Source organism: Azospirillum sp. (assembly GCF_050789165.1).
In genome coordinates, this window is sequence record NZ_JBOZRT010000093.1 from 124,670 (window position 1) to 148,071 (window position 23,402).

The 23,402-nt window shown below is 70.0% G+C and carries 18 protein-coding genes; 9 read left to right on the forward strand and 9 right to left on the reverse strand.

Annotated features, from left to right (window positions below):
- Nucleotides 1-21: 21 nt before the first annotated feature.
- The gene (locus ACRWK7_RS20620; RefSeq protein ID WP_431858155.1) at nucleotides 22-345 is read left to right on the forward strand and encodes a hypothetical protein; all 324 of its coding nucleotides are present in this window, start codon (nucleotides 22-24) and stop codon (nucleotides 343-345) included.
- A gap of 178 nt (nucleotides 346-523) precedes the next feature.
- Nucleotides 524-1,585 carry a helix-turn-helix domain-containing protein gene (locus ACRWK7_RS20625; RefSeq protein ID WP_431858156.1) on the forward strand — a complete coding sequence of 354 codons (1,062 nt, stop codon included), beginning with the start codon at nucleotides 524-526 and terminating at the stop codon, nucleotides 1,583-1,585.
- Nucleotides 1,586-1,593: 8 nt separating this feature from the next.
- Here the strand turns inward: ACRWK7_RS20625 and ACRWK7_RS20630 are convergent, their stop codons facing one another.
- The 8 genes from ACRWK7_RS20630 to ACRWK7_RS20665 all read right to left on the reverse strand — a co-directional run bounded on the left by ACRWK7_RS20630 (nucleotide 1,594) and on the right by ACRWK7_RS20665 (nucleotide 9,994).
- Nucleotides 1,594-4,431, reverse strand: a complete 2,838-nt coding sequence (locus ACRWK7_RS20630) for an NHLP bacteriocin export ABC transporter permease/ATPase subunit (RefSeq protein ID WP_431858157.1) — start codon at nucleotides 4,429-4,431, stop codon at nucleotides 1,594-1,596.
- A 5-nt stretch (nucleotides 4,432-4,436) separates the two neighbouring features.
- On the reverse strand, nucleotides 4,437-6,620 hold the full coding sequence (locus ACRWK7_RS20635; protein WP_431858158.1) for an NHLP family bacteriocin export ABC transporter peptidase/permease/ATPase subunit: 2,184 nt from the start codon (nucleotides 6,618-6,620) through the stop codon (nucleotides 4,437-4,439).
- Nucleotides 6,621-7,868: an NHLP bacteriocin system secretion protein gene (locus ACRWK7_RS20640; RefSeq protein WP_431858159.1), complete on the reverse strand. Its 1,248-nt coding sequence runs from the start codon at nucleotides 7,866-7,868 to the stop codon at nucleotides 6,621-6,623. It abuts the gene before it with no gap.
- A gap of 30 nt (nucleotides 7,869-7,898) precedes the next feature.
- The gene (locus ACRWK7_RS20645; protein ID WP_431858160.1) at nucleotides 7,899-8,231 is read right to left on the reverse strand and encodes a Nif11-like leader peptide family RiPP precursor; all 333 of its coding nucleotides are present in this window, start codon (nucleotides 8,229-8,231) and stop codon (nucleotides 7,899-7,901) included.
- 28 nt (nucleotides 8,232-8,259) lie between these two features.
- A complete protein-coding gene (locus ACRWK7_RS20650) occupies nucleotides 8,260-8,589 on the reverse strand; it encodes a Nif11 family protein (protein ID WP_431858161.1) in 330 nt (109 codons plus the stop codon).
- A 162-nt stretch (nucleotides 8,590-8,751) separates the two neighbouring features.
- Nucleotides 8,752-9,126 carry an NHLP leader peptide family RiPP precursor gene (locus ACRWK7_RS20655; protein WP_431858162.1) on the reverse strand — a complete coding sequence of 125 codons (375 nt, stop codon included), beginning with the start codon at nucleotides 9,124-9,126 and terminating at the stop codon, nucleotides 8,752-8,754.
- A 55-nt stretch (nucleotides 9,127-9,181) separates the two neighbouring features.
- Nucleotides 9,182-9,475 carry an NHLP leader peptide family RiPP precursor gene (locus tag ACRWK7_RS20660; RefSeq protein ID WP_431858163.1) on the reverse strand — a complete coding sequence of 98 codons (294 nt, stop codon included), beginning with the start codon at nucleotides 9,473-9,475 and terminating at the stop codon, nucleotides 9,182-9,184.
- A gap of 45 nt (nucleotides 9,476-9,520) precedes the next feature.
- Nucleotides 9,521-9,994 carry a hypothetical protein gene (locus tag ACRWK7_RS20665; RefSeq protein ID WP_431858164.1) on the reverse strand — a complete coding sequence of 158 codons (474 nt, stop codon included), beginning with the start codon at nucleotides 9,992-9,994 and terminating at the stop codon, nucleotides 9,521-9,523.
- 445 nt (nucleotides 9,995-10,439) lie between these two features.
- Between ACRWK7_RS20665 and ACRWK7_RS20670 the strand changes: the two genes are divergently transcribed.
- The gene (locus tag ACRWK7_RS20670) at nucleotides 10,440-11,825 is read left to right on the forward strand and encodes a sigma-54-dependent transcriptional regulator (protein ID WP_431858165.1); all 1,386 of its coding nucleotides are present in this window, start codon (nucleotides 10,440-10,442) and stop codon (nucleotides 11,823-11,825) included.
- A gap of 18 nt (nucleotides 11,826-11,843) precedes the next feature.
- Here the strand turns inward: ACRWK7_RS20670 and ACRWK7_RS20675 are convergent, their stop codons facing one another.
- Nucleotides 11,844-14,777 carry a response regulator gene (locus ACRWK7_RS20675; RefSeq protein ID WP_431858166.1) on the reverse strand — a complete coding sequence of 978 codons (2,934 nt, stop codon included), beginning with the start codon at nucleotides 14,775-14,777 and terminating at the stop codon, nucleotides 11,844-11,846.
- Nucleotides 14,778-15,415: 638 nt separating this feature from the next.
- Between ACRWK7_RS20675 and ACRWK7_RS20680 the strand changes: the two genes are divergently transcribed.
- The 6 genes from ACRWK7_RS20680 to arcC all read left to right on the forward strand — a co-directional run bounded on the left by ACRWK7_RS20680 (nucleotide 15,416) and on the right by arcC (nucleotide 23,294).
- On the forward strand, nucleotides 15,416-16,897 hold the full coding sequence (locus tag ACRWK7_RS20680) for a hypothetical protein (RefSeq protein WP_431858167.1): 1,482 nt from the start codon (nucleotides 15,416-15,418) through the stop codon (nucleotides 16,895-16,897).
- Between the two features lie 103 nt (nucleotides 16,898-17,000).
- A complete protein-coding gene (locus tag ACRWK7_RS20685; RefSeq protein WP_431858168.1) occupies nucleotides 17,001-18,281 on the forward strand; it encodes an ankyrin repeat domain-containing protein in 1,281 nt (426 codons plus the stop codon).
- 51 nt (nucleotides 18,282-18,332) lie between these two features.
- Complete coding sequence (locus ACRWK7_RS20690; protein ID WP_431858169.1) at nucleotides 18,333-19,250, forward strand: DUF2877 domain-containing protein; 918 nt, start codon at nucleotides 18,333-18,335, stop codon at nucleotides 19,248-19,250.
- Entirely contained in the window at nucleotides 19,228-20,775 is a 1,548-nt protein-coding gene (gene fdrA / locus ACRWK7_RS20695) for an acyl-CoA synthetase FdrA (RefSeq protein WP_431858170.1), read from the forward strand. The genes ACRWK7_RS20690 and fdrA overlap by 23 nt, the downstream gene beginning before the upstream one ends.
- Nucleotides 20,775-22,205: a DUF1116 domain-containing protein gene (locus tag ACRWK7_RS20700; protein ID WP_431858171.1), complete on the forward strand. Its 1,431-nt coding sequence runs from the start codon at nucleotides 20,775-20,777 to the stop codon at nucleotides 22,203-22,205. Before fdrA ends, ACRWK7_RS20700 begins: the two co-directional genes overlap by 1 nt.
- 126 nt (nucleotides 22,206-22,331) lie before the next feature.
- Nucleotides 22,332-23,294 carry a carbamate kinase gene (arcC, locus tag ACRWK7_RS20705; RefSeq protein ID WP_431858172.1) on the forward strand — a complete coding sequence of 321 codons (963 nt, stop codon included), beginning with the start codon at nucleotides 22,332-22,334 and terminating at the stop codon, nucleotides 23,292-23,294.
- Nucleotides 23,295-23,402 lie beyond the last annotated feature (108 nt).

A 23,402-nucleotide genomic window follows, 5' to 3' on the forward strand; every position in this document is an offset into this window, starting at 1 on the left:
GGACCCGGACAGGAGCGGAGCATGAGCCAAGCGGAACTTCGTCGGTTTGCCAGCGCCGTGCAGGAGACGCCGGTGTGTCTCGACGCCTACAGGACGGTCGCGACCGCCGGTGAGATGGCCGCGCAGATGCGCCGCGACGGGTACGACGTCACGGACGCCGAAGTCGAGGAGACCGTGCGCCGGGGCGGGGACCTGACGGACGAAGACCTGGACCACGTGGCCGGAGGCAGCCTCATCGCCGTCGGCATCGTCGGGGGCTGCCTGCTGGGCCTGGGTCTCGCCGTGGCCGGCACCGTCTCCACGGTGATCCTGGCCGCCAAGGGACACCAGACCGTCGATTGGTAGGCAACCATTCCCCGACAACGCAGGCGCCGGTGTCTGGCGTTTGCCCATTTCTTCCCCAAGGTTTTGGCGGAAGAAGGCTAAAACACAAGTTATAGTTTAACGATACGACTTGACAGCGCGCGGATTGCACGTGCTCGAATGGTTGGCGAAACCGACCATACGGACGCCCGACGCACGCATGACGACGACCTCCGACGGCACCATCGACAGCACCACGGACGGCGCCCTGCCGGTGCACCGCTTCGACAGCGGCGCGATGGCGCCGGAGGAGGCGTTCTGGATCTGGCGCGACCAGATGTCGCCCGCCTTCGACGTGAGCGTCAGCGACGGCGCCGCCGTACGGACCTTCCGCGGCTCGCTGGAGGCCTACCACCTGGGCAGCGTGCTGCTGACGCATTGCGCGTCGGTCACACAGACCTTCAGCCGCACGCCGCACGTGATCGCGCGCAGCGGGATCGACCACTACATGGTCCAGCTAATGCTGGAGGGCGAGTTCGCCGGCACCATGGGGCAGCGCGAGGTCACCGTGCACCGGGGCGACGTCTGCGTGATCGACCTCGCCCAGCCGCTCGCCACCGTCGATCGGACCTTCGCGAACCTGACGCTGTGCATCCCGCGCGAGATGCTGGCGCCGCTGCTGCCGGCGCCGGATGCGCTGCACGGCCTCGTGATTCCGGGCCACAGCGCGGTCGGCGCGTTGCTCGGCGGCCACATCCGATCCTTGCACGCCGCGGCCGAAGGGCTGTCCGCCCGCGACGCGCTGGCGGTGGCCCGCGGCTCGGCCGGCTTCGTCGCCGGATGCCTGGGGCCGAAGCTCGACGCGCTCGACCTCGTGCGGCCCGAGATGCACGCCGCCCGCCTCAACGCCATCAAGCGCTGCATCGAGGACAACCTCGCCGACCCCGAGTTCGGGGCGGCCGACATCTGCCGAACCTTCGGGATGTCGCGCCCGACGCTCTACCGCCTGTTCGAGCCGATGGGCGGGGTGTCCGCCTACATCCTGCAGCGCCGTCTCGCCCGCAGCATGGCCGAGCTGGTCTCGGCCGGGCAGCGCCAGCGCATCGCCGACATCGCCTACAAATGGGGGTTCGGGTCGGAGACATCCTTCAGCCGCGCCTTCCGCACCGCCTTCGGTCTCTCGCCACGCGACGCCCGGCAGGGTCGGCCGGCGTACGCCGCCGGCATGTCGCAGCTTCCCGCCACCGTCGGATCCTGGCTGCGCACCCTGGCCGTTCTTTAGCCTCGGGGTCAGCCGTCCATGAGCTGGCGCCGGGCCAGGGTGCGGAACGGCCCGTCCTGCTCCATCAGCGTCCGGTAGGTGCCGCGCTGCACGACCCGCCCGGCGTCCAGCACGCAGATCTCGTCGGCGTGCACGACCGTGCTCAGGCGGTGCGCGATGACGACGCGGGTGGCGTTGAGACGCGCCAGGCTGTCCGCCACGATGGCCTGGGTGCGGTTGTCGAGCGCGCTGGTCGCCTCGTCCAGCAGCAGGACCCGCGGCTTGCGGACGATGGCGCGGGCGATCATCAGGCGCTGGCGCTGCCCGCCCGACAGCGTGGCGGCGCCATCCGACAGCAGCGTGTGCAGGCCCATGGGCATGGCGCGGATGTCCTCCTCCAGCCCGGCCATCCGCACCGCTTCCCAGGCGTCGTCGATGCCGAGCGGCGCGGAGCCGACGATGTTCTCCAGGATGGAGCCGGGCAGCAGCGTGCCCTTCTGCAGGACCACGCCCAGCTGCCGGCGCACCGACGCCGGGTCGACGTCGGCCAGCGACTGCCCGTCGTAGGACACCGAACCGCGCTCCGGCGTCTCGAAGCCGAGCAGCAGGCGGAACAGCGTCGACTTGCCCGAGCCCGAGGCGCCGACCAGCGCAACGAAGGCGCCCGGCTCGGCGGTGAAGCCGACGTCCTCCAGCACAGGCGGCCCGTCGCCGTAGCGGAAGGTGATGCCGCTGATCGCGATGCGGCCCTGCAGCGGCCCGGCCGCCGGCTTGTCCTCCGTCGCCTCCGGCACGGCGTCGAGGATCGGCTTCATCCGCTTGACGATCGGCACCGCGTCGAGCGAGGCCGTCAGCGCCGTCACCACACCGAGCGCGGCGCCGATGAACTGCCCGAACGCCGCGTTGAAGGCGACGAAGTCGCCCACCGACACCGTCTTCTCGGCCGAGGCGACGATCAGGAAGAAGGCCAGCGTGGCGAGCAGCGGGACCAGCGCGTTCAGCACGGCGAAGGCGCCGCCGGCCAGCCCGGCGTGGAACGCCTCGCGCCGCTGCGCGCTGAACAGGCCGAGCCAGCGGGCGAACATGCGGTCCTCGGCGCCGTTGGCGCGGACGGTGGCCAGCGCGGTGAGGACGTCGAGGAGCGCCGAGGAGGTCTCCGCCGCCCGCTCCACGGTGCGGCGCTCGAAGCGCAGCTGGACGAGGCCGGTGCCGGCGAGCAGCACCGCCGCCAGCGCCGTCACCGCCACCGCCCCCAGGGCGAGCCGGCCGTCGTAGGTCAGCATCAGCCCGAAGTTGACGATGGAGAACAGGCCCGACAGGCCGCTGCTGATGAGGGTGTCGGACACCACGCGCCGCAGCGACGTCGGCGACAGCGCGCGCATCAGCAGGTCGCCGGTGCTGAAGCCGCGGAAGAAACCGGCGGGCAGCTTCAGCAGGCGGTCCCAGACGCCCGCCTGCAGCTGCGCGTCGGCGCGCCCCTCGAAGCGCAGCAGCAGCACCGCGCGCACCAGCGCGAACATGGCGCTGCCCACGGCGATCCCGGCGAGGCCGAGCGCCATGTGGGCGATGCTGGCCGTCTCGGCGAAGGGCACCGCCTCGTTCACCAGCACCCCCGTGGCGACCGGCGTCAGCAGGCCGAGGAGCACCGTCACGACGGTCAGGCCCACCGCCGTCGTGAGGTCGGCGGCCGATCCGGACAGCGCGAAGGACAGGATGTCCCGCACCCCCAGCGCCCGGGCCGGCAGCGTGCGGTAGAGGGCGACGCCGCCCGGCGCCAGCCGCGCGGCCAGCTCCGCCGTCACCCGCTGCCGCCCGCCGTCGGCCGCCACCGCCTCGAAGCGGCCGGCGCCCCGGCGCAGCACCGCGCAGGGCGTGCCGGTCTCCCCCCAGGCGCCGACGAAGGACGGGAAGTCCTGCCGCCACCACGCGTCCGGTAAGGCGATCTCGCGGCAGCGGAACCCCGACGCCCGCGCGTGCCGCTGCACCGCGGTGGTCAGGCCCTCGTCCGGTTCCCCGGCGTCGTCGCCGGGCAGCGGGCGCAATGGGATGCGGAGGTCGTGCGCCACCCGCTGCACCGCGGCATCCGCCGCGTCCGCGCTTCCCGTGGCGGGATCCGGGCCGGCGTCGGCGGCGTCGCCCAGCACGTCGATGGCGGCGCGCACGGCGTTGCGCACGGCGGCCTCATCGCTGCCGCGGCGCGCCGCGATGCGCTCGCGCGCATCCCGGTCGGAGCGGCCGATCTCCGCGTGCAGCCGCGCCAGCGCGCCGCCGCACACCGCGTCGATGGGCGCCCAGCCGAAGCGCGCCAGCACATCCGCCGTGGTCAGCGCGCGGACGGTGGCGCCCTCCTCGACGGTGAGCCAGGTGCGCGGCGTCAGCAGGCGCGGCGCGGGATCCCCATCGAGCACGGCCCAGCTGGCGCGATGGCCGACGATCACGCGGCGGCGGTCGACGGTGAGCGTCTCGCCCGGTTCGATCCAGTGCGCGCCGGCCGGCACCTCGGCGGAGGTGTGCTCGCCGAACGCGGCGAGCACGGCGTTCAGCCCGTCCATCGCCACGCGGTTCGATGGCGCGTCGGCCCGCTCCACCGGGACCGCCTGGGCCACGCCGATGGCGACGGCGAACAGGCCGATCCCGATCCCCGCCTCCGGCCAGCCGGGCAGCGTGTCGCCGGGGCCGACGGTGACGACGTGCAGCCGCGTGCCGGTCGGCGCGCCGTCGTCGCGGACGCGGATGGCGTGCACGGACACCCGCCCCTCCGTCACCCGCAGCAGCCGCGACTGCCCGTCGAGCCGCAGCGGACGGTTGCCGGACAGGGCGAGGAGCGCGTCGTCGCGGACCAGGCCGGTGGCGGGGGAATCGGGCATGGCCGTCACTCGCCGCCCATCAGGCGCCGGTAGGCGCCGTCGCAGGCGGCAAGCTCGTCGTGGCAGCCGCGCTCCACCACCCGGCCGCGGTCGAGCACGATGATCTCGTCGGCGTCGCGCACGGTGCTGAGCCGGTGCGCGACGACGATGCAGGTGCAGCCGCGCCGGCGGATCGCCTCGTCGATGCGCTGCTCCGACAGGGCGTCCAGCGCCGACATCGCCTCGTCCAGGACCAGGATCGACGGGTCGCGGGCGAGCGCCCGCGCGATGGCGAGGCGCTGCGCCTGCCCGCCGCTGAAGTTGGCGCCGCCCTCGTCCACCGCGCCGGACAGCCCGCGGGGCCGCGCGGCCACCACCTCCAGAACGTCGGCGTCGCGCAGGGCATCGCCCAACGCCCGGTCGGTGACGGTCGGGTCCCACATCGACAGGTTCTCGCGCACGCTGCCGCGCAGGACGTGCACCTCCTGCCCGACGACGCCGACCGAGGCGACGAGGGTGGCGCGCGGCAGCGCCTCCATGGGCGTGCCGTCGAACAGGATGCTGCCGCTCCAGGGCTGGTGCAGCCCGGCGATGAGCTTGGCCAGGGTCGACTTGCCGCTGCCCGACCCGCCGACCAGCGCGATGCGGGCGCCGGGCGCCACCTCCAGGTCGAAGTCCTCGATCAGCGGCGGGGCGTAGCGCTGGTAGCCGAAGGTCACCGCGCGCAGCGTCACCCGCCCCTCCAGCCGCCTCGGCGCGGCCTCGGCCGGCGGCGCCTCGGCCGGCGCTGCGAAGGGCCGGGCACGCGGGTGGCGCAGCACGTCGCCGACGCGCGCCAGGTCGGCCTTGGCCTCCAGCACGGCACCGAACACCGTCACCAGGGCGGCGAGCGGCCCCATGAAGCTCTGCACCAGCATCTGGAAGGCGACCAACGTGCCGATGGTCATGTCGCCCTCCAGCACCCGCAGCCCGCCGACGCCCAGGATGGCGGCGGTGGTGAGGCCGCCGATCAGCGGCTCGACCGCGCTGGCCGCCAGCCCGTAGGCGCCGAGCTGCCGCTGGTTGGCGTTGTGGTTGGCCTGCAGGCCCGACCAGCGGGCGAAATAGTCGTCGTCGGTGGCCGTCGCCTTCAGCGTCTCGATCGCCAGGATGCCGGTGACGGTGGCGCTCTCGAAGCGGCCGAGGTCCTGCGCCAGCCGGCGTCCGGCGTCCTCCCGCCGACGGGCGAGCAGCCGCCAGACCGTCAGGTTTGTCGACCCCAGCCCCAGGCAGACGGCCGCCAGCACCGGGTCGAGCGCCAGCATGACCAGCGCGTAGAAGCCGGCGCTCGCCGCGTTGACGACGCCCGCGCCCAGCTGGTTCGCGGCGATGCCGGCCAGCCGGTCGTTGGCGCCCACGCGGTTGGCGACGTCACCGGCGTGGCGCTGCGTGAAGAACTCCATGGGCAGGCGCAGCAGGTGCCACAGGAAGCGCGCCGAGGCGCCGATGGCGAGCGCCGTCTGGGCGCGCAGCAGGACCAGCTTCTGCAGCCAGGTCAGGACGCCGTAGACCACGGCGGTGGCCAGCATCACCGCGATCAGCGGCCGCAGCCAGTCGGTCTTCTCCTGGACCAGGACGTCGTCGACGAACACCTTGGTGAAGGCGGGGATGAGCAGCCCGGGCACGATCAGCAGCAGGCCGACCAGCACCGACAGCGGCACCGCCGACCCGGCCTGCCGCAGCAGCGGGACGAACTGCCGCAGCGCGCCCGGCGGCTTCGGGTCGGGCCGGAAATCCGGCCCCGGCGTGATGGCCAGCAGGATGCCGGTGAAGGCGGCGTCGAATTCCGCCAGCGTGACGCGGCGCGGGCCCACCGCGGGGTCGTTGAGGAACACGGTGTTGCCGCGCACCCCCTCCACCACCAGGAAGTGGTTGAAGTTCCAGTGCGCGATGAAGGGGAATGGGCGGGCCAGGGCGTCGGCCGGCTCCAGCCGCATGCCCTTCGCCTCGCAGCCGTAGCGCCGGGCGGCGCGCACCACGTCGCTCGCCTTGCTGCCGTCGCGCGAGACGCCGCATTCGACGCGCAGCTCCTCCAGCGGCGGGTGGCGCCCGAAATGGTGCAGGACGATTCCGAGCGCCGCGGCGCCGCACTCCACCGCCTCCATCTGCAGCAGAGTCGGCGTGCGGACGCGCCGGTGCGGATGCGGGCGGGGCGCCGGGGCGCCGGCCATCTACGCCCCCACCAGTGAGCGCAGGAAGGGCAGCACCAGCGTGATCGGCGCCTGTTCGCGTACCGACACCGTGAGGCGGGCGAGCGTTCCCGGCTCGATGCGGAAGGGCGGGCCGCCGCCGCCCGACCAGCGCAGGCCGGAGGTGGTGCCGGTGGTCATTTCCAGTTCGGCGCGCACGATGATCGGCGGCCCGTCGCGCATGAAGAGGCGGACCAAATCCTCGTTGTGCAGCATGGCGGCCAGAGCCTCGCGCGAGGCCGGCAGGTCCGACACCGTCTGCACGCGGCCGAGCACGGCGCCGTACTCCTCCTTCTTGGCAATGCCGGGCTCGACCTGGACGTTCATGCCGGGGCGGACCTGCTTCGCCTTCAGGGGCGGCAGGAAGACCAGCGCGTCGAGGTCGTCCGCCTCCTGCACGATGCGGATGACCGGCGCGCCGGCAGCCACCACGTCGCCCAGCGACGCCGCCAGTTCGGTGACGATGCCGGGCACCGGCGCCTCGACCATCGAGCTTTCCCGCAGTTCGACCTCCAGCGTGCGCAGCCGTTCCTCCTGGCGCCTGGTGTCGTTCTCGTGGTCGAGGATCTTGAGCCGCCAGTCCGCCTGCTGCCGCATCTCCTCGGCGTCCAGGGACAGCGTCTTCTGCTCCAGCGCGTCGAGGCGCTCGATGAGGTCGTTGACCTCCCGCTCGCTCTCCAGCACCCGGGCGCGGGTGGTGAAGCCGCGCTCCAGCAGCTGGCGCTGGTCCGCCGCCTGCATGCGGACGATGCCGAGCCGCTCGCGCTGGCGGCGGAGCTGGTCGGCCAGCGCCGCCTTCTGCGCGTCGAGGATCGTCACGCGGCGCGTGCGCTGCTCGTGCTCCTCGGCCAGCAGGCCGGAGTGCCGGGCCTTCATCTGGCGCAGCGTCGCCTCCTCCGCGTCGCGCCGCCGCGCGGCGAGCGACTGGCTGATGACCGCCAGCGTCTGGCCGGCGGCCACCCGCTCGCCGGGCTGCACGCGGAACTCCAGGAGCGAGCCGGCGGCCTTGGCGGCAGCGGAGAACACCTCGCTGCGCGCGCTCATCACGATGCCGTCGCCGGCGATGCGCGTCGGGATCCGCCCGACGACCGACCAGACGACGGCGGCGGCGACCAACAGGGCCACCGCCGCGAAGACGATCCATGTGCGCGGCGGGGCCGCGACGAACACGGTGTCCAGCCGTTCGGGGCTGGACAGCCGGTCGAGCGCGCTCTTGCGGAACAGCGACATTGGCGAGGACCGGCGTCCCTGTTCTCGGCGTCAGCCCCAGCGCGTTTCGGGGATCGTTCCGGCCTTCTTGGCCCCGAGCACGATGCCGAGGATGGCGCCGCCGAGCGCCGTCAGGCCGGCGATCCCGACGGCGGTGGCCGCCAACTCGGCCACCAAGCCGCCGGACACCGCGTCCAGCTGGTCGTCGGACAGCTCACTGCCCGCGCGGGTGACCTCCTCGAGTTCGGCGTCGGTCACGTCGTAGCCGTCGCCGCGCAGGCGCGCGGCCAGGTCGGCCGGGCTCGCCGCCGTCTTGTAGCTGTCGAGCAGCGCAGGAGACTCCTGCACCGCGGCGGCGAACCGCTGCAGTTCCACGTGGCTCATGCCGGTGCTCCCGTGATGTTGCGCCGGCCTAGCCGGCTTGCCTCTTGGATTGGGTGACGGCGGCAGCGATGGTCACACCCACGCCGGCCGCCAGGATGATCCCGCTCGCCACCGCGCCGACCACCAGGGTGCCGAGGATCATCCCGGGAAGACCACCGGCGATTTGGTCGAGCTGCTCGTCGGACAGGTCGCCGCCCTTGCGCGCCGCCTCCTCGACCTCGGCGTCGGTCACGTCGTAGCCGTCCTGGCGCAGGCGCACGGCCATCTCCCGGGCGGTCACCAGATCCGCGTAACCGTCGAACACGGACGGGCTTTCCTGCACCGCCGCGGCGAAGCGTTCGAGTTCCGCTTGGCTCATCGTGCCCTCCCGTGCCTGATGTCCGAACGCTAGCATCGGCATCCGGCGCGCTGCCCGCCGCTGCGTCTCAAAAACTTGGCCTACCGTCTCAAAGTGGCCCCCGGGGCAGGAGCCAGGTTTCGAGACCGCCGGCGCAGAGTCCGTGCCGGGCCAGGCGCCGGCCTACGCCCCGCCGGTGTGGCCGGTCGGCGGGTTCGCGGCGGGGGCGGCGGACGAGGCGGGGTCGGCCTGCATGCGCGCGCGAACCTGGGCGTGCCACGCCCCCCACCAGGACGGCGGTCGGATGAAGCCGCCAGCCACGCCGTCGAGATCCTGGTCCGACAGGTCCGACGGCCCACTCTCCGACGGCGCGTAGGGCAGGACGATGTGCGCGTGGCTCGCGGTGTCCGCCACCACGGTCACGGTGCAGCCCGCGGGCGGCGCGGCGCCCTCCTCGGCCAGGGCGGCGGCGGGGTCCGCCAGCAGGCGCTGCCGGAAGTCGGCGTCCGTCTCCGCCCTCGCGAGGGCGCGGTCCAAGGGCTGTGCGATGTCCGTCATGGCGGCTGGTTCCCTTGCTGCCGGTGGCTCTTGCGTGTCCCGACCGTGCCGCGGCTCACGCGTCGCGGGTCCGGAAGAGCTTCCAGGGCGAGATGGCGGCCTGGCGCCCGCCGGCGACGCCGTCGAGGTCGCCATCGGACAGCTCGCCCTCATCCAGCTGGGGCGGCAGCACGAGATGGATGTGGGTCGCGGTGTCCTCCAGGACGGTGAAGGTCACGCTCTCCGGCACGACGAGGCCGGCGTCGCGCATCGCCGCGGCCGGATCGGCCATCAGGCGGCGCCGGAACCCCGCGTCCGCCAGGGCCTTGTCGATGATGAACTGCTGGGACTGCGTCAGATGGGCGGGCATGGGCGTGCTTTCCTCGTAGGGGATTGGGGCGTGGGCGGCCGCGGATCAGGCGGTGCTCTTGTCGTGCCACTGCTTGGCGACGCTGTCGGCCAGATCCTTGGTGACGCCGGGAACGGACGCGGGCCCGTACTTGAAGAACGACACGATGGGGATGGTCGGGAGAAGCGTCAGGGCGTTCATGATGGAGGTGAACGGGCCGCCGCCGGACACTCCGTCGAGGTCGTCGTCCGTGAGAACGCCATCGGAACCAGCGTTGGGATCGGCGTCTGGCCGGGTCGGCACGGGCAGGACGATGGAGGCGGCGGTCCAGCGCGACAGGACCGCTGCGGCGTCGGCCAGCGGCGTCTCCTCCACGCTCACCGTCACGCCGTCGGCAACGGACAGGCCGGACTCGGCGAGGGCCGCCTTCGGGTCGGCGAGCAGGCGCCGCCGCAGGTCGGGATCCGTCGCCGCACCGGCGAGGAGCCGCTTGAGCGCGTCCCCGACGGGCTCGTCCGTCGCGGCGTTCATCATGGTCATGTCGCGTTCCTCCCGATAGGGCGCTGGTGGCGCTCCGGCCCCGCAGCCGTCGGAGAAACAGTAACAACGCGCATCCCGGGCCGCCCGACAGCGCGTCTCAAAAACTTATCCATCCGTCTCAAGTTGGGCCCCGTGCGGCGCTCCAGAGGGAGCCTGTCGGGGTGGCGCGTGCGCCTTGGAAGGCATCCGGCCTGCAACAGGTTTCCACACCCGGCGCATCCTCGACCCACCGCCTTTGCAGGCGCGCCGCAGTCCTCGGGCACCGCAGACACGGGGAGCTGGAACGGGCCGCGACGGCATCGGCGAAGCCGGGGCAACACGTTCCCCGGGATGGCCTGCGGCATTGCGCAATGCCATGCCTGCAGCCCATATCCTGCTGCGACGGGCCCGTGGTACCCCTTGCGGCAACCTCGTTCCCGTTCCCGGATCGCAAAGAGGCATTTCCATGTCGCGCCCCTTGGTCCTCATCGTCGAAGACGCACAGCCGCTCGCGGTCATCTACGCCAAACAGCTGGAGCGGGGACAGTTCGCGTCGCTGCATGCCGACACCCTCACGCGGGCCCGGGCGCTCGTGCCGGAGGCGCCGCTGACCGCGGTGCTGCTCGATCTGGAACTGCCGGACGGCAGGGGCATCGATCTGCTCCAGGAGCTGCGCGAGGCGGGCAACGACGTTCCCGTCATCGTGGTGACCGCGCATGGATCGGTGGACACCGCGGTGGAGGCCATGCGCGCCGGCGCCGACGACTTTTTGACCAAGCCGATCGAGGCGGAGCGGCTGCTCACCACCTTGCGCCATGTCCTGGAGCGCAAGCAGCTGCGAAGCATCGTCGATACCTTGCGGGCCGATCTGGCGACGGGCCGGTTCGAAGGGTTCATCGGAGCGGACCTCTCGATGCAGGCGGTCTATCGGGTGATCGAGCAGGCCGCCCGAAGCTCGGCCACCGTGTTCATCACCGGCGAGAGCGGCACGGGGAAGGAGGTGACCGCGGAGGCCATCCACCGCCGCTCCGAGCGCCGCAACCGTCCGTTCGTCGCCGTCAACTGCGGCGCCATCCCGAAGGAGCTGATGGAAAGCGAGCTGTTCGGGCATGTCCGCGGCGCCTTCACGGGAGCAACCACGGACCGCGCCGGCCTGATCGTCCAGGCCGATGGCGGCACCCTGTTCCTGGACGAGATCGGCGACATGGAGCTTGCCCTGCAGGTCAAGCTCCTGCGCTTCCTGCAGACGGGCGTTGTCCAGCCGGTCGGCAGCGACCGCACACGGTCCGTGAACGTGCGGATCGTGTGCGCCACCAATCGCGATCCGCTCGCCGAAGTGCAGGCCGGGCGCTTCCGCGAGGATCTCTATTATCGGCTCTATGTCCTCCCCATCGACCTGCCGCCGCTGCGTGAGCGGGGGCAGGACGTGGTGCTCATCGCAAACCACTTCCTTGCGGAGTATGGCGCCCTGGAAGGGCGCCGGTTTCGTGGCTTCACGCCGGAGGCCGAATCCTGGCTGCGCGGCTTCCGATGGCCAGGGAACATCCGCCAGCTCCAGAACATGGTGCGCTCCGTCGTCGTGATGCACGATGGGGAACTGGTAACACCCGCCATGCTGCCTGCATGGCTGCGCGCCGAAGCGACCGCCCTTCCCCAGCCGGCTGAAGGGCCTGCGTCGCCCGACACGGCGCTGGCTACCCGTGACGCGATCCGCCCCCTGGCCGAGGTCGAGCGGGACACCATCGAGCGTGCGGTGGCGCTCTGCGGCGGCAATCTCACCGAAGCGGCGAACCGCCTGGGGATCAACGTCTCCACCATCCATCGCAAGCGTCAGCAGTGGCGGACCGGATAACGCTGGTTAGGACGCGCCTCAGCGCTGGCCATCCGGCGGGATCTCGGACGCCCACCGCCGGACACGCGGCAGGGCACTCTGCACGGCGGCCGCAAGCCCCTCGACGTCGCCCGGCGCGAGCGGTTTGCCCGCCTTGGCACGCAATTCGACGTCTTGCGCCCAGTCGGCAAGCTCGGGCAGGCCGAAGGTCAAGGTAATGCTCTTGAGCGCATGCGCTTCCATGGCGAGCGCCCGAAGATCGGGGGCGTGCAGGTCCTCGCGCATGCGCTCCAGCCGCTTCGGCGCGTCGGCGACGAAGGCGGCAACGGCGTCCATCAGCCCCTCGCGCCCAAGGTCGCGCAGCAGCGCGGCGAGCGCCTTGTCGTCGAGCGCCACGTCCGCGCCATCCTCCGGCCCCTCCTCCTGAAGGTAGGGCGCGATCGCCGCAGCCAGCCGCTCCGCCGTCAGGGGCTTGGCGATGAAGCCGTTCATCCCGGCGTTCAGGCACGCTTCACGGTCGTGCGCAAAGGCGTTGGCGGTCAGCGCCAGGATGGGAACGTCTCGGACACGGCCCGACAGGGTCCGGATGGCGCGCGTCGCGTCGAGGCCATCCATGCCCGGCATCATCATGTCCATCAGAACCAGATCGTAGGGCCGGGATTGCACCGCCTCCACCGCTTCGACACCATTGCCGGCGACGTCCACACGGTACCCCATGCGTTCGAGCATGGTCAGCGCGACGACCTGGTTGGTGTGATTGTCCTCCGCCAGGAGGATGCGAAGCCGGCGTTGGACCTCGGGCGTGGCTGTCGGCCGTTCCGGTGACGCGTTCCCCTCGGCCCCGGCGTCGCACTCGCCCACGCTCTCCGGAGACAGGCAGCGGCCGAGGGCATCCGGCATGAGCGGCTTTCTCAGCACGGCGTCGACGCCGGCAGCCGGCGCCTGTCCAGGATCCGACGTCTGGACGGACGAAACGGCCTGAATGAGCCGGATCCGTGCGAGCGTTGGCTCACGGCGCACCGCATCCACAAAGCCGGTGCCGTCCGAGCCCGAGCCATGGGTGTCGAACAGGACCGTATCGAACGGCGCACCGTCGACCGCCGCGCCGCGTAGAACCTGAAGACCCTCACGTGTGCTCTCGACATCCTCCACCGTGGCGCCGAGCGCACGCAGCAGGCGCGCGGAAAGGTCGCGGGCGAAGGCGCTCCGGTCGATGACGAGCACCCGCTGCCCGGACAGAACCGAAGGGCGTCCAGGGTCGTTCCCGCGCGAGGCGGTGCCTTTCAACCGCACCGAGAACCGGAAGGTGCTGCCGCGGCCGGGAACGCTGTCGGCCGAAATCGTTCCGCCCATGCGCTCGACCAGCCGCCGGCAAATGGCAAGGCCGAGGCCCGTGCCGCCGTGCCGGCGCGCGGTCGAGCTGTCTCCCTGAACGAAGGCCGTGAACAGACGCGGCAGGACGTCGGGCGCGATCCCCTCCCCGGTATCGCGGACCAGGACCTCCAACGCCTCGCCATCGACGCGCCGGACCTCGACGGCGATGCCGCCATGCTCGGTGAACTTGATGCCGTTCTCAACGAGGTTGAAGAGCACCTGCCGCAGCCGGCCGGGATCGCCGAGCAGGCATCGCGGAACATCGGGGGCGATCACGTAGCCGAGGTCTATGCCCTTGCCGTGCGCCCGCGGGGACAGCACCTCCAGAGCGGTTTGCACGCAGTCGTCGAGGTCGAACGAGATCTCCTCGAAGTCGAGCTGGTCGGCATCCAGCTTCGACATGTCCAGGATGTCGTTGACGATCAGCAGAAGGTGGTCCGCGGATCCGCGCAGCGTCGTTGCGAAGCGGCGCTGTTCCGGGTTCAGCGCGGTGTCCAGCAGCAGACCGGCCATCCCGATGATCCCGTTGAGCGGCGTGCGGATCTCGTGGCTCATGGTGGCGAGAAAATCGGCCTTGGCCCTGCCGCTCTCGCGCAGCGCGTCCTCCATCTGCTCATGCCGCGCCATCTGCGCCGCCAGATTCAGCATCAACGCCGCGAGCGCCAGGATGGCGGCGCCGGCGATGCCGATGATCCCGAGCGTCTGATCCCACCAGGTGTCGAGCATCGCCTTATGGGACTGCGAAGCCATCACCCAGATGGGAACGTCGCGGACCTTCTGGGCGCCGACGAGGCGCGTGATTCCATCCTGATCATCGAACCAGAAGGACACCGCCGACGTGTCCGTTCGGTCCCAGCGCGCGTTGGTCGTGCTGCCGTACAGCGGCTCCAGGCGCGGGTGGCGCGCCAGCATCTCCAGGGTCTCGTGGTGCACGAGCCAGATGGCGCCATTCTTGCCCAGCGAGATGCGGCCGAACGCCTCCTCGAACCGCTGCACGCGCAGCGCTGCCGTCAGGGCACCCAGAAACTGGCCGTCGGGCCCACGCAGGCGCCGCGCGTACACGAAGATCCAATCCTCGTCGATGAGGCTGCGGATCGCGCCGCTGACCACCGTCTCGCGCGACGGGTTTTCGAGCAGCCTCTGAAAAAAGGACCGCTCGTGCGCATCGAGCTGGCGGGTCGGGTACGTCTCGGAGGAGTTGCGCACCGTTCCTGTGCTGTCCAGCAGCCAGATGCGATCCACGACCGGAATGCCGGCCTTGCGCTCGCGCATGATGCCATGCAGGGCTTCCGAACGAAGCCAGTGGCGCTGATCGTCTGCCGACCGTTCGCCATTGTCACCGACCTGCTTGGCGATCCCTTTGAACACGGCATTGACCGCCTCGATGGTGCGTGACAGCTCTTCTGCGATCAGCAGGGCGACATTGCCCGTTTCACGCCGTGCGGCCTCGGTCTCATCGACGTAGCGCTGCCAGGAGGCCAGCCCGGCTCCGATCAGGACCAGCGCAATCACCAGCACGCCGCCGGCCACGATGCGGCGCCCGGCGTTGGTGGCCAGCACCAGAGTAAGGAACGAGGACGACAGCCGTGCAGGTCTCATTTCTACGCTCATGGTGACCGGAGGCGGGGCGCGACGCCCTCATCGCCCCCTGATGCATGCCCGATGCCGAACCGCGGTCATCCTCTCGCCGCGTTCGCCCGAGCGCTCCCTCCGGACGGCGATGCCGCCGAGGGCGGACCACTCGCCTCCCGGCCCGTGGCAGAGGCCGCGCAAACGGCCCGGACCAGACCCTGCTCTTTTGCCTTGGTCCCGCCGAACCATTGCGGAATGCAATGGCCAAATGCAACGGCCATCGTTGCCGCTTGCGCCCTGCTCTTCAACGGGCCGCCAGTTTTTCCCGTTCCGGCACTCTGGCACACCGCTTGCTCTTATTCCGGGCAGTTGGGCGCCCCTCGCCTCATGACAAGCTGGTGCAAGAATAGCTCGCCGGCGGAGGACACCCCGGTAGGTGTAGAAATGCCGAGACCCGACCAATAAAAGAGTCCGCCGTCTCGAGCGTGAGCAACGAGTCGCGACCGACTTCCCGTGATCTCACGCAGTACACCTCCACACCGCATCGCATGCCGATGTTCGGCAGCCCACAGGAGGCTAATGTGGAAAAATCGTTGTTTTGGAAAAGAGGTGACTGGGCCGGTTATTTTGGGCTTCTGTCCAATAACCTGACCAATCTCCTGACGATGATCGGGCTTCTGGTGTTCGTCGTCGGCCTGCCGAAAGACATGGTCTACGGGCGCATCGCGCCGGCGTTCGGTCTTGCCGTGTTCGCGGCGAGCGTCTGGTACACCATTTTCGCGCTGCGGGTGGTGAAGGCCACCGGACGGAAGGATGTCACGGCGCTGCCGTCCGGCCCAAGCGCCCCGTCGATCTTCACCGTGACGTTCCTCGTCATCCTGCCGGTCTTCCTGCAGACCAAGAACGCCGAGTTCGCCCTGCAGATCGCGCTCGTCTGGTGCTTCGTCGAAGCAATGATCCTGGTCGCCGGCTCGTTCCTGGGCGACCTCATCCGCCGCAACATCCCGCGCACCGTGCTGCTGTCGTGCCTCGCCGGCCTGGGCATGCTGCTGCTGGCCATGAACCCGATGCTGCAGTCGTTCGAGACGCCGACGGTCGCGTTCGTGGTGATGATCCTCATCTTCATCAACTGGTTCGGCAAGTCGCCGATCTTCAAGAAGATCCCGACCGGCTTCCTGCTGCTCGCCGTCGGCACGGCTCTGGCGTGGGCCTTCGGCCTGCAGAGCCCCGAGGCCATCCAGGCGTCGATGACCTCCTTCGGCTTCAGCCCGCCGACGCTCCACATCGGCAGCTTCATCGAAGGCCTGCCGCACGCCGTGCCGTACCTCGCCTCGGCGGTGCCGCTGGGCCTGGCCAACTACGTCTTCGACCTGGAGAACATCGAGAGCGCGCACGCCGCCGGGGACCCGTACCCGACGCGCGCCGTCATGCTGGCCAACGGCCTGTCGTCCACGCTGGGCATGCTGTTCGGCAACCCGTTCCCGGTGACCGTCTACGTCGGCCATGCCGGCTGGAAGTCGATCGGCGCCGGCATCGGCTACACCCTCGCGACCGGCACCTCGATGCTGCTGGTCACGCTGTTCGGCCTCGGCGCGTTCCTGCTGGCCGTCATTCCCATGGTCGCCGTCGCGCCGATCCTCATCTACATCGGCATCGTCACGGCCAACCAGGTGGTGCGCGAGACGCCGAAGAACGAAGTGCCCGTCATCTTCGTGTGCTTCTTCCCCTGGATCGCCAACTGGGCGCTGACGCTGACCAACAACGTGCTCTCGGCCGCCGGCACGACCGCGAAGGCCGTCGGCGCCGACGTGCTGGCCAAGAAGGGCGTCTACTACGTCGGCCTGACGAACCTCGGCAACGGGGCGCCGCTGGGCAGCATGATCTGGGGCTGCATCGCGATCTTCGCCATCCTCGACAAGCCGGTCCGGGGAGCCGTCGCGGCGACCGTCGGTGCGGTGCTGGTCCTGTTCGGTGTCATCCATTCGCCGAGCGTCGGCTTTGCCCAACCCGCCGCCATGCCGCTCGTCTACGCCTACCTGATGATCGCCGGCGTCTTCCTGCTGAAGCATCACCTCAACCAGCGCAGCGAGATCGCCGAAGCGGCGCCCGTCGTTGCCGCACCCCGGCAACTGCAGGAGAGCGACTGAGCGCCGCCACCGCCGACGCACGGAGCGGGCTCGTGGGCAGCACGCGGACGAGCCCGCCCCCTCTCACCGACATGCCGCGTATCCGTTTGAAGGAAGATCACCGATGAGCGACCAGTCCACCAACCCGACGCTGATCGCCGCTGCCGCAGAGGGCGATCCGGCAACCGTCGAGCGCCTGTTGCGCGAGGGCGCGGATCTCACCCGGAAGGACGCCGGCGGGCGAACCGCCCTGATGGTGGCGACGCAGAGGAACGACGTCGCGCTGGCCAAGCGCCTGATCGAGGCCGGCAGCGACGTCAACGCCCGGGACGTCACCCTGCTGACCCCTTACCTGTGCGCCGGAGCCAACGGCTTCCACGACATCCTCAAGCTGACGATCGCCGCCGGCGCGGACCTGAAGAGCGTGAACCGCTTCGGCGGAACGGCTCTGCTGCCCTCCAGCGAGAAGGGCTACCTGCGCACGGTCCAGATCTGCCTCAAGGCCGGCATCGACGTGAACCACGCCAATGATCTGGGCTGGTCGGCGCTGCTGGAGGCGGTGATCCTCGGCGACGGCGGGCGGCTCTACGCCGACATCGTCGAAGCGCTGATCGACGCGGGCGCAGACCCTCACCAGCCCGATCGCGACGGCAAGTCGTCGCTGCAGCACGCGCAGGACCTGAACCAGCGGCGGGTGGTCTCGATCCTCCGCAAGGAGACGCCCGCGCCGTCTCCGGCCTGTACGGCGATCCGCGAAGCCAAGAGCCTCGCCCGGACGGAGCGTTACGAGGATGCCCTGCGCGTCATCGACGGGGCGCTCGTCCAGGACGGCGCAAATCTCGACCTCCTCTATTACAGAGGCTATTTCCTGTCCGAGCTGAAGCGCTACGACGAGGCCATCTCCATCTACAAGGCCGCGCTGCAGCTCGCTCCGGGCGACATCGAATTCTACTTCTACACGGCGAACTGCTACCGGTTGCTTCAGCAGCCGGAACTGGCGCTGCGCGAATACGACACGGCGATCGGGCGAAAGCCGGACCTGCCGTTCCATCGCTACCACAAGTCCAACTACCTGCGCGAACTCGGACGCCACGAGGACGCGGTCGCGGAGATGGACCGGCTGCTGGCGCACGATGCGCGCCGCTACGATTTCTGGTTCCACAAGGCGAACAGCCTGAGGTCGCTCGGCCGGCATGAGGACGCCGTGGCCGCGATGGAGAACGCCATCGCGGCCGACCCGACGAACCCGCTCTACCACCGCCACAAGGCGCAATCGCTGGTGCTGCTGGGCCATCCGGCCGACGCGCTGCGGGTTCTCGACCACGCATCCGGCTTCGCACCGGAGAACGCCAACCTCCGGCGCGAACGGGCCGAACTGCGCGCTGCCCTGGACCGGGTCGCCTGACCCCGGGATCCGGCCGAGACCGAAGGAGCGGGCAGACGGCCCGACGGACACATGCACGAAACAACCATCCTACAGGCGCGCTCCGGAGACGCCGCGTTCATCAGCTCCATCAGGCAGGCGCAGTTCCGCGGGATCGTTCACAGCGTGTTCGACAAGGCGGTCAATCTGCAATGCGCAGCTAGCGCCGACCTCTACACGCTGATGGCCGACGGAATGGACGATGGGCCGAACACGCTGGTCGTGGAGGTGCCGGGTTTCCAGGCAATCGGGGTCATGGTCGGCGACGACGCCGTTGCCGTCGATGGCGCGCTGTCGATCCGGGGCAAGGTCACGGTCGCCCTCACCCACGCGGCCGAATGGCGGATGACGGCGCCGGTCCGGACGTGCGGCAGTGACGCGCTGCGCGTGCGGCTCACCGCGGCCCGCGCCCACATCGAACGCTACGGCACGCGGGGCGGCATGATCCCGGCACAGTCCGGGCCGGCCATTTCCGGCGTCACCAGCGAGATGCTCCGGCACGCCGGTGACCAGCTCCTGGATGCGGTGAAACGCCAGGATCTGGCGGCGGCTCTCACGCACGCCGGACAGCTGATCGGCCTTGGCCCGGGCCTGACGCCGTCGGGAGACGACTTTCTGGTCGGCCTCCTGGCAGCGCTCAACGCCACGGAGCCGCTTGCACCGGCGATCCAGGGCTTCTGCGCCGGCGTGGTTCCGATGTCCAAGGCCAACACCAACGCCATCAGTCACGCGGCCATCAAAATGGCTGCACAGGGCAGGGTCCGGGACTCCGTCGCCCGGCTCGCGTCCGAGCTGCTTGGCAAACATCAGGGGCAGTTCCGCCCGGCTCTCGACGACGTCCTGCGGATCGGGTCGTCGTCGGGAACAGACATCGCTTGGGGCCTCGTGTGCGGCCTGGAAGCGGCTCTGACAACTGGAGAACACCATCATGGCTCTCAAGATCGTCATTAAGAAGAACACCTACTTCGATTCGGTGTCGCTCATGTCGCTGTCGACCCGCGCGAACACCATCGCCGGGGTCGAGCAGGCGGTCGTGGCGATGGCGACCGAAATGAACAAGCAGGTCCTGCACAACGTCGGCATGCTGGCGCCCGAGCTGGCCGAAGCCAAGAGCGGCGACCTGATGATCGTCGTCCGGGCCGAGACGGAGGCCGCGGGCGAGCGGGCGCTGGAGGAGATCGACGTCCTGTTCAAGCAGAAGTCGGCTCCCGCCGGCACCGGGCAGGTGACGTACGCCACGCTCGAGTCCGCCGTCGCGCACAATCCCCGCGCCAACCTGGCGATCATTTCGGTGCCCGGCGACTTCGCCGCCCTGGAGGCGAAGCGGGCGCTCGACAACGGCCTGCACGTCATGATGTTCAGCGACAACGTCGGCATCGACGACGAGGTGGCGCTGAAGCGGCTGGCCCACGACAAGGGCCTGCTGATGATGGGGCCGGACTGCGGCACCGCCATGCTGGGCCACGTCGGGCTCTGCTTCGCCAACGCCGTGCGCAAGGGCAACATCGGTTTGGTCGGCGCCTCGGGCACCGGCAGCCAGGAGATCGCCGCCCGCATCCACGACTTCGGCGGCGGGCTCACGCAGATGATCGGCACCGGCGGCCGCGACCTGAGCGAGAAGGTCGGCGGCATCATGATGATCGACGCCCTGCGGGCGCTCGATGCCGACGAGGCCACCCAGGTGATCGTCCTGGTGTCCAAGCCGCCGGCCAAGGCGGTGCAGGAGAAAGTGCTGCGCGAGGTCGCTGCGTGCCGGAAACCGGTTGTGGTCTGCCTCCTCGGCGGTTCGGAAGAGGCGGTGGTGAAGGCCGGGGCACACTTCGCGAAGACCACCAAGGAGGCGGCGCTCAAGGCCGTGATCCTCGGCGGCAAGAAGGAAGAGGAGATCAACAAGCGCGCCTTGAACCTGCCCCTGATCGAGGAAATCAAGGCGAAGCTCAATCCGGAGCAGAAGTACATCCGCACGCTGCTGTGCGGCGGCACGCTGTGCTACGAAATGATGCTGCTGGCTGAGGAAAAATATTCCAACGTCTACAGCAACATCGCGAAGGATCCGGCGCGGCAGCTGGCCAATGTCAACGTCAGCCAGGAGCACACCTTCATCGACTTCGGCGACGACGAGTTCACGCGCGGCAAGCCGCACCCGATGATCGACCCGTCGCTGCGCACGGCGCGCTTCGTCGAGGAGGCGCGGGACCCGTCCGTCGGCGTCATCGTCCTCGACTTCATCCTCGGCTACGGCGCGCACCCCGACCCTGTGGGCGTAATGCTGCCCGCCATCCTCGACGCGAAGCGGGCTGCCGCGGCCGAGGGGCGGCACCTGGAGATCCTCGGCTACGTGCTGGGGACGGAACTGGACACCCCGGCCTTGGGCGAGCAGACGCGCAAGCTGTCCGACGCCGGCGTGACGATCGCGAGCAGCTGCACCAACGCCGGCCTGCTCGCCCGCGGCTTTGTGGAAAAGGGAATGCAGTGATGAGCAAGATCAACGAACTGTTCCAGGGCGTGAACGTCATCAACGTCGGCATCGAGCTGTTCAAGGACGACCTTGTCCGGCAGGGCGCCAGCGTGACGCAGCTCGACTGGCGGCCGCCCGGCGGCGGCAAGCCGGAACTGATCGCCGCCCTGGGATCCCTGTCGCAGCCGGCGGCGGCCGAGCGGATCGCCGCGGCGAACCAGCAGGCGGTCGAGCGGATCATCACCGCGCACCCGGTGCTGGTCGGCTTCGGCCGCGCCATCGACGTCGTGCCCGGCATGACCAAGAAGACGATCCTGCACGCCGGCCCGCCGATCGCCTGGGGGCGCATGAACGGGGCCATGCGCGGCGCCGTCACCGGCGCGCTGGTGTTCGAGGGGCTCGCCAGAAACATCGACGAGGCGGCCGAACTCGCCGGCTCGGGAGAGATCGAGTTCTCTCCGTGCCACGAACACGACTGCGTCGGCTCGATGGCCGGCGTGACCTCGGCGTCGATGTTCATGCATGTGGTCAGGAACAAGACGCACGGCAACGTCGCCTTCACGAACCTCAGCGAGCAGATGGCGAAGATCCTGCGGATGGGCGCCAATGACGAAAGCGTCATTGCCCGTCTGAACTGGATGCGGGACGTCTTTGGCCCCGTGCTGCGCGACGCCATGGAGCTCGCCGGCGAGATCGATCTGCGGCTTCTCCTCTCCCAGGCGCTGCACATGGGCGACGAGTGCCACAACCGCAACAACGCCGGCACCGCGCTGCTGATCCAGAAGCTGACGCCCTTCATCCTGGAGACCGGGTTCTCCACCAGGGAAAAGCGCGAAGTCTTCGACTTCGTCGCCAGCAGCGACTACTTCTCGGGCCCGACCTGGATGGCGCTGTGCAAGTGCGCCCTCGACGCGGCGCACGGGATCGAGCACAGCACGATCGTTACGACCATGTGCCGCAACGGCGTCGAGTTCGGCATCCGCGTCAGCGGCATGCCGGGCAACACGTGGTTCACCGGGCCGGCGCAGAGGGTGATCGGACCGCTGTTCGCCGGCTACAAGCCGGAGGATTCCGGCCTCGACATCGGCGACAGCGCGATCACCGAGACCTACGGCATCGGTGGCTTCGCGATGGCCACGGCCCCGGCCATCGTGGCGCTCGTCGGCGGCACCATCGAAGAGGCGATCGGCTTCTCGACCCGGATGGTCGAGATCACCTCGGCGGAGAACCCGAACGTCACCATCCCGCTGCTGAACTTCCGCGGCGTCCCGACCGGCATCGACATCCGCAAGGTCCTGCAGACGGGCATCCTGCCGGTCATCAATACGGCCATCGCGCACAAGGAGCCCGGCATCGGCATGATCGGCGCGGGCATCACCTACCCGCCGATGGAGTGCTTCGAGAAGGCCCTGCTGGCCTTCGCCGACAAGGAAGCGCGCGCAAGCTGAAGTGCCGCACGGTCCGCGGTTCGCTCCGCCCCGCGCGAAGAACCGCGGACCGCACCGAAGGGGCCTGCGACGAGACCCGGCCGCGACACGCGGCTCCCGAGATCCCGTGGAGACATTGAAATGTCGTTGAGAGAAGAGATCCCCGATCGTCTCATCATTGCCATCGGCGGCAACGCCATGCACCCCGAGGGAAGCCGCGGCTCAGCCCAGGAGCAAAAGCAGATCGCGGCGGACACCGCCCGGTCCCTGCTGCCGGTCATGGAACTCGGCACGGAGCTGGTGATCACCCACGGCAACGGTCCCGTCGTCGGCAAGATGCTGCTGCGCCATGCCATCGCCCGTGGCCGCGTCGAGCCCATGCCGCTCGACATCTGCGTCGCCCACAGCCAGGGCGGCATCGCGTACCTCCTCATGCAGGCGTTGGAGAATGCGCTGCGCGCGAAGGGCAACCCGCGCCATGTGGTCTGCCTGCTCACCCAGGTGGAGGTCGATCCGAACGATCCGGCCTTCCAGAACCCGACAAAACCCATCGGCTACTTCTACACCGAGGAGGAGGCCGGGGCGCTTTCCGCCGAGATGGGCTGGAACATGCGCGAGGATTCGGGGCGCGGCTGGCGCCACGTCGTGCCGTCGCCGCTGCCCAAGCACATCGTCGACATTTCCCTGATCCAGACGGTCGCCAACAGCGGATCGGTGGTCATCGCCGGCGGCGGCGGCGGCGTGCCGGTCGTGCGCGAGGGCCGCGGGCAACGGCGCGGCGTCGAGGCGGTCATCGACAAGGACCGGACCACCGCGTTGATGGCGAATGTCCTCGGGATCAAGGACATGATCATCCTCACCGCGGTGTCGCGGGTGGCGATCAACTACGGCAAGCCCGATCAGCGGAATCTCGATCGCGTGAGCCTGTCGGATATCCGCCGGCTCCATGCCGAGGGGCATTTCCCGCCCGGAAGCATGGGCCCGAAGATCGACGCGGCCATCCAGTTCCTCGAAGGCGGCGGGCGGCGCGTGATGATCGGCCGCCTCGAAGAGGCGATCCCCATGCTGCGCGGCGAAACGGGCACCCACATCATGGCGGACGACGCCTGAGCCCCTTTTGCAATCCGGAACCGGCGCGCGATCTCACGGATGCAATGCCAAGCATTAGCCGGGATCGGGCGCCGCTCCAGCACGCTCAGGACCCGGCGCCAGCGGGGC

Bases quoted from the DNA above. Each gene is read 5' to 3' on its own strand.
- ACRWK7_RS20660 (WP_431858163.1), bottom strand. From the start codon at position 9,475: ATGCCCGCCCATCTGACGCAGTCCCAGCAGTTCATCATCGACAAGGCC.
- ACRWK7_RS20675 (WP_431858166.1), bottom strand. From the start codon at position 14,777: ATGAGACCTGCACGGCTGTCGTCCTCGTTCCTTACTCTGGTGCTGGCC.
- ACRWK7_RS20620 (WP_431858155.1), top strand. From the start codon at position 22: ATGAGCCAAGCGGAACTTCGTCGGTTTGCCAGCGCCGTGCAGGAGACG.
- ACRWK7_RS20670 (WP_431858165.1), top strand. From the start codon at position 10,440: ATGTCGCGCCCCTTGGTCCTCATCGTCGAAGACGCACAGCCGCTCGCG.
- ACRWK7_RS20685 (WP_431858168.1), top strand. From the start codon at position 17,001: ATGAGCGACCAGTCCACCAACCCGACGCTGATCGCCGCTGCCGCAGAG.
- ACRWK7_RS20645 (WP_431858160.1), bottom strand. From the start codon at position 8,231: ATGAGCCACGTGGAACTGCAGCGGTTCGCCGCCGCGGTGCAGGAGTCT.
- ACRWK7_RS20635 (WP_431858158.1), bottom strand. From the start codon at position 6,620: ATGGCCGGCGCCCCGGCGCCCCGCCCGCATCCGCACCGGCGCGTCCGC.
- ACRWK7_RS20690 (WP_431858169.1), top strand. From the start codon at position 18,333: ATGCACGAAACAACCATCCTACAGGCGCGCTCCGGAGACGCCGCGTTC.
- fdrA (WP_431858170.1), top strand. From the start codon at position 19,228: ATGGCTCTCAAGATCGTCATTAAGAAGAACACCTACTTCGATTCGGTG.
- ACRWK7_RS20640 (WP_431858159.1), bottom strand. From the start codon at position 7,868: ATGTCGCTGTTCCGCAAGAGCGCGCTCGACCGGCTGTCCAGCCCCGAA.
- ACRWK7_RS20650 (WP_431858161.1), bottom strand. From the start codon at position 8,589: ATGAGCCAAGCGGAACTCGAACGCTTCGCCGCGGCGGTGCAGGAAAGC.
- ACRWK7_RS20665 (WP_431858164.1), bottom strand. From the start codon at position 9,994: ATGACCATGATGAACGCCGCGACGGACGAGCCCGTCGGGGACGCGCTC.
- ACRWK7_RS20625 (WP_431858156.1), top strand. From the start codon at position 524: ATGACGACGACCTCCGACGGCACCATCGACAGCACCACGGACGGCGCC.
- ACRWK7_RS20655 (WP_431858162.1), bottom strand. From the start codon at position 9,126: ATGACGGACATCGCACAGCCCTTGGACCGCGCCCTCGCGAGGGCGGAG.
- ACRWK7_RS20700 (WP_431858171.1), top strand. From the start codon at position 20,775: ATGAGCAAGATCAACGAACTGTTCCAGGGCGTGAACGTCATCAACGTC.
- ACRWK7_RS20630 (WP_431858157.1), bottom strand. From the start codon at position 4,431: ATGCCCGATTCCCCCGCCACCGGCCTGGTCCGCGACGACGCGCTCCTC.
- ACRWK7_RS20680 (WP_431858167.1), top strand. From the start codon at position 15,416: ATGATCGGGCTTCTGGTGTTCGTCGTCGGCCTGCCGAAAGACATGGTC.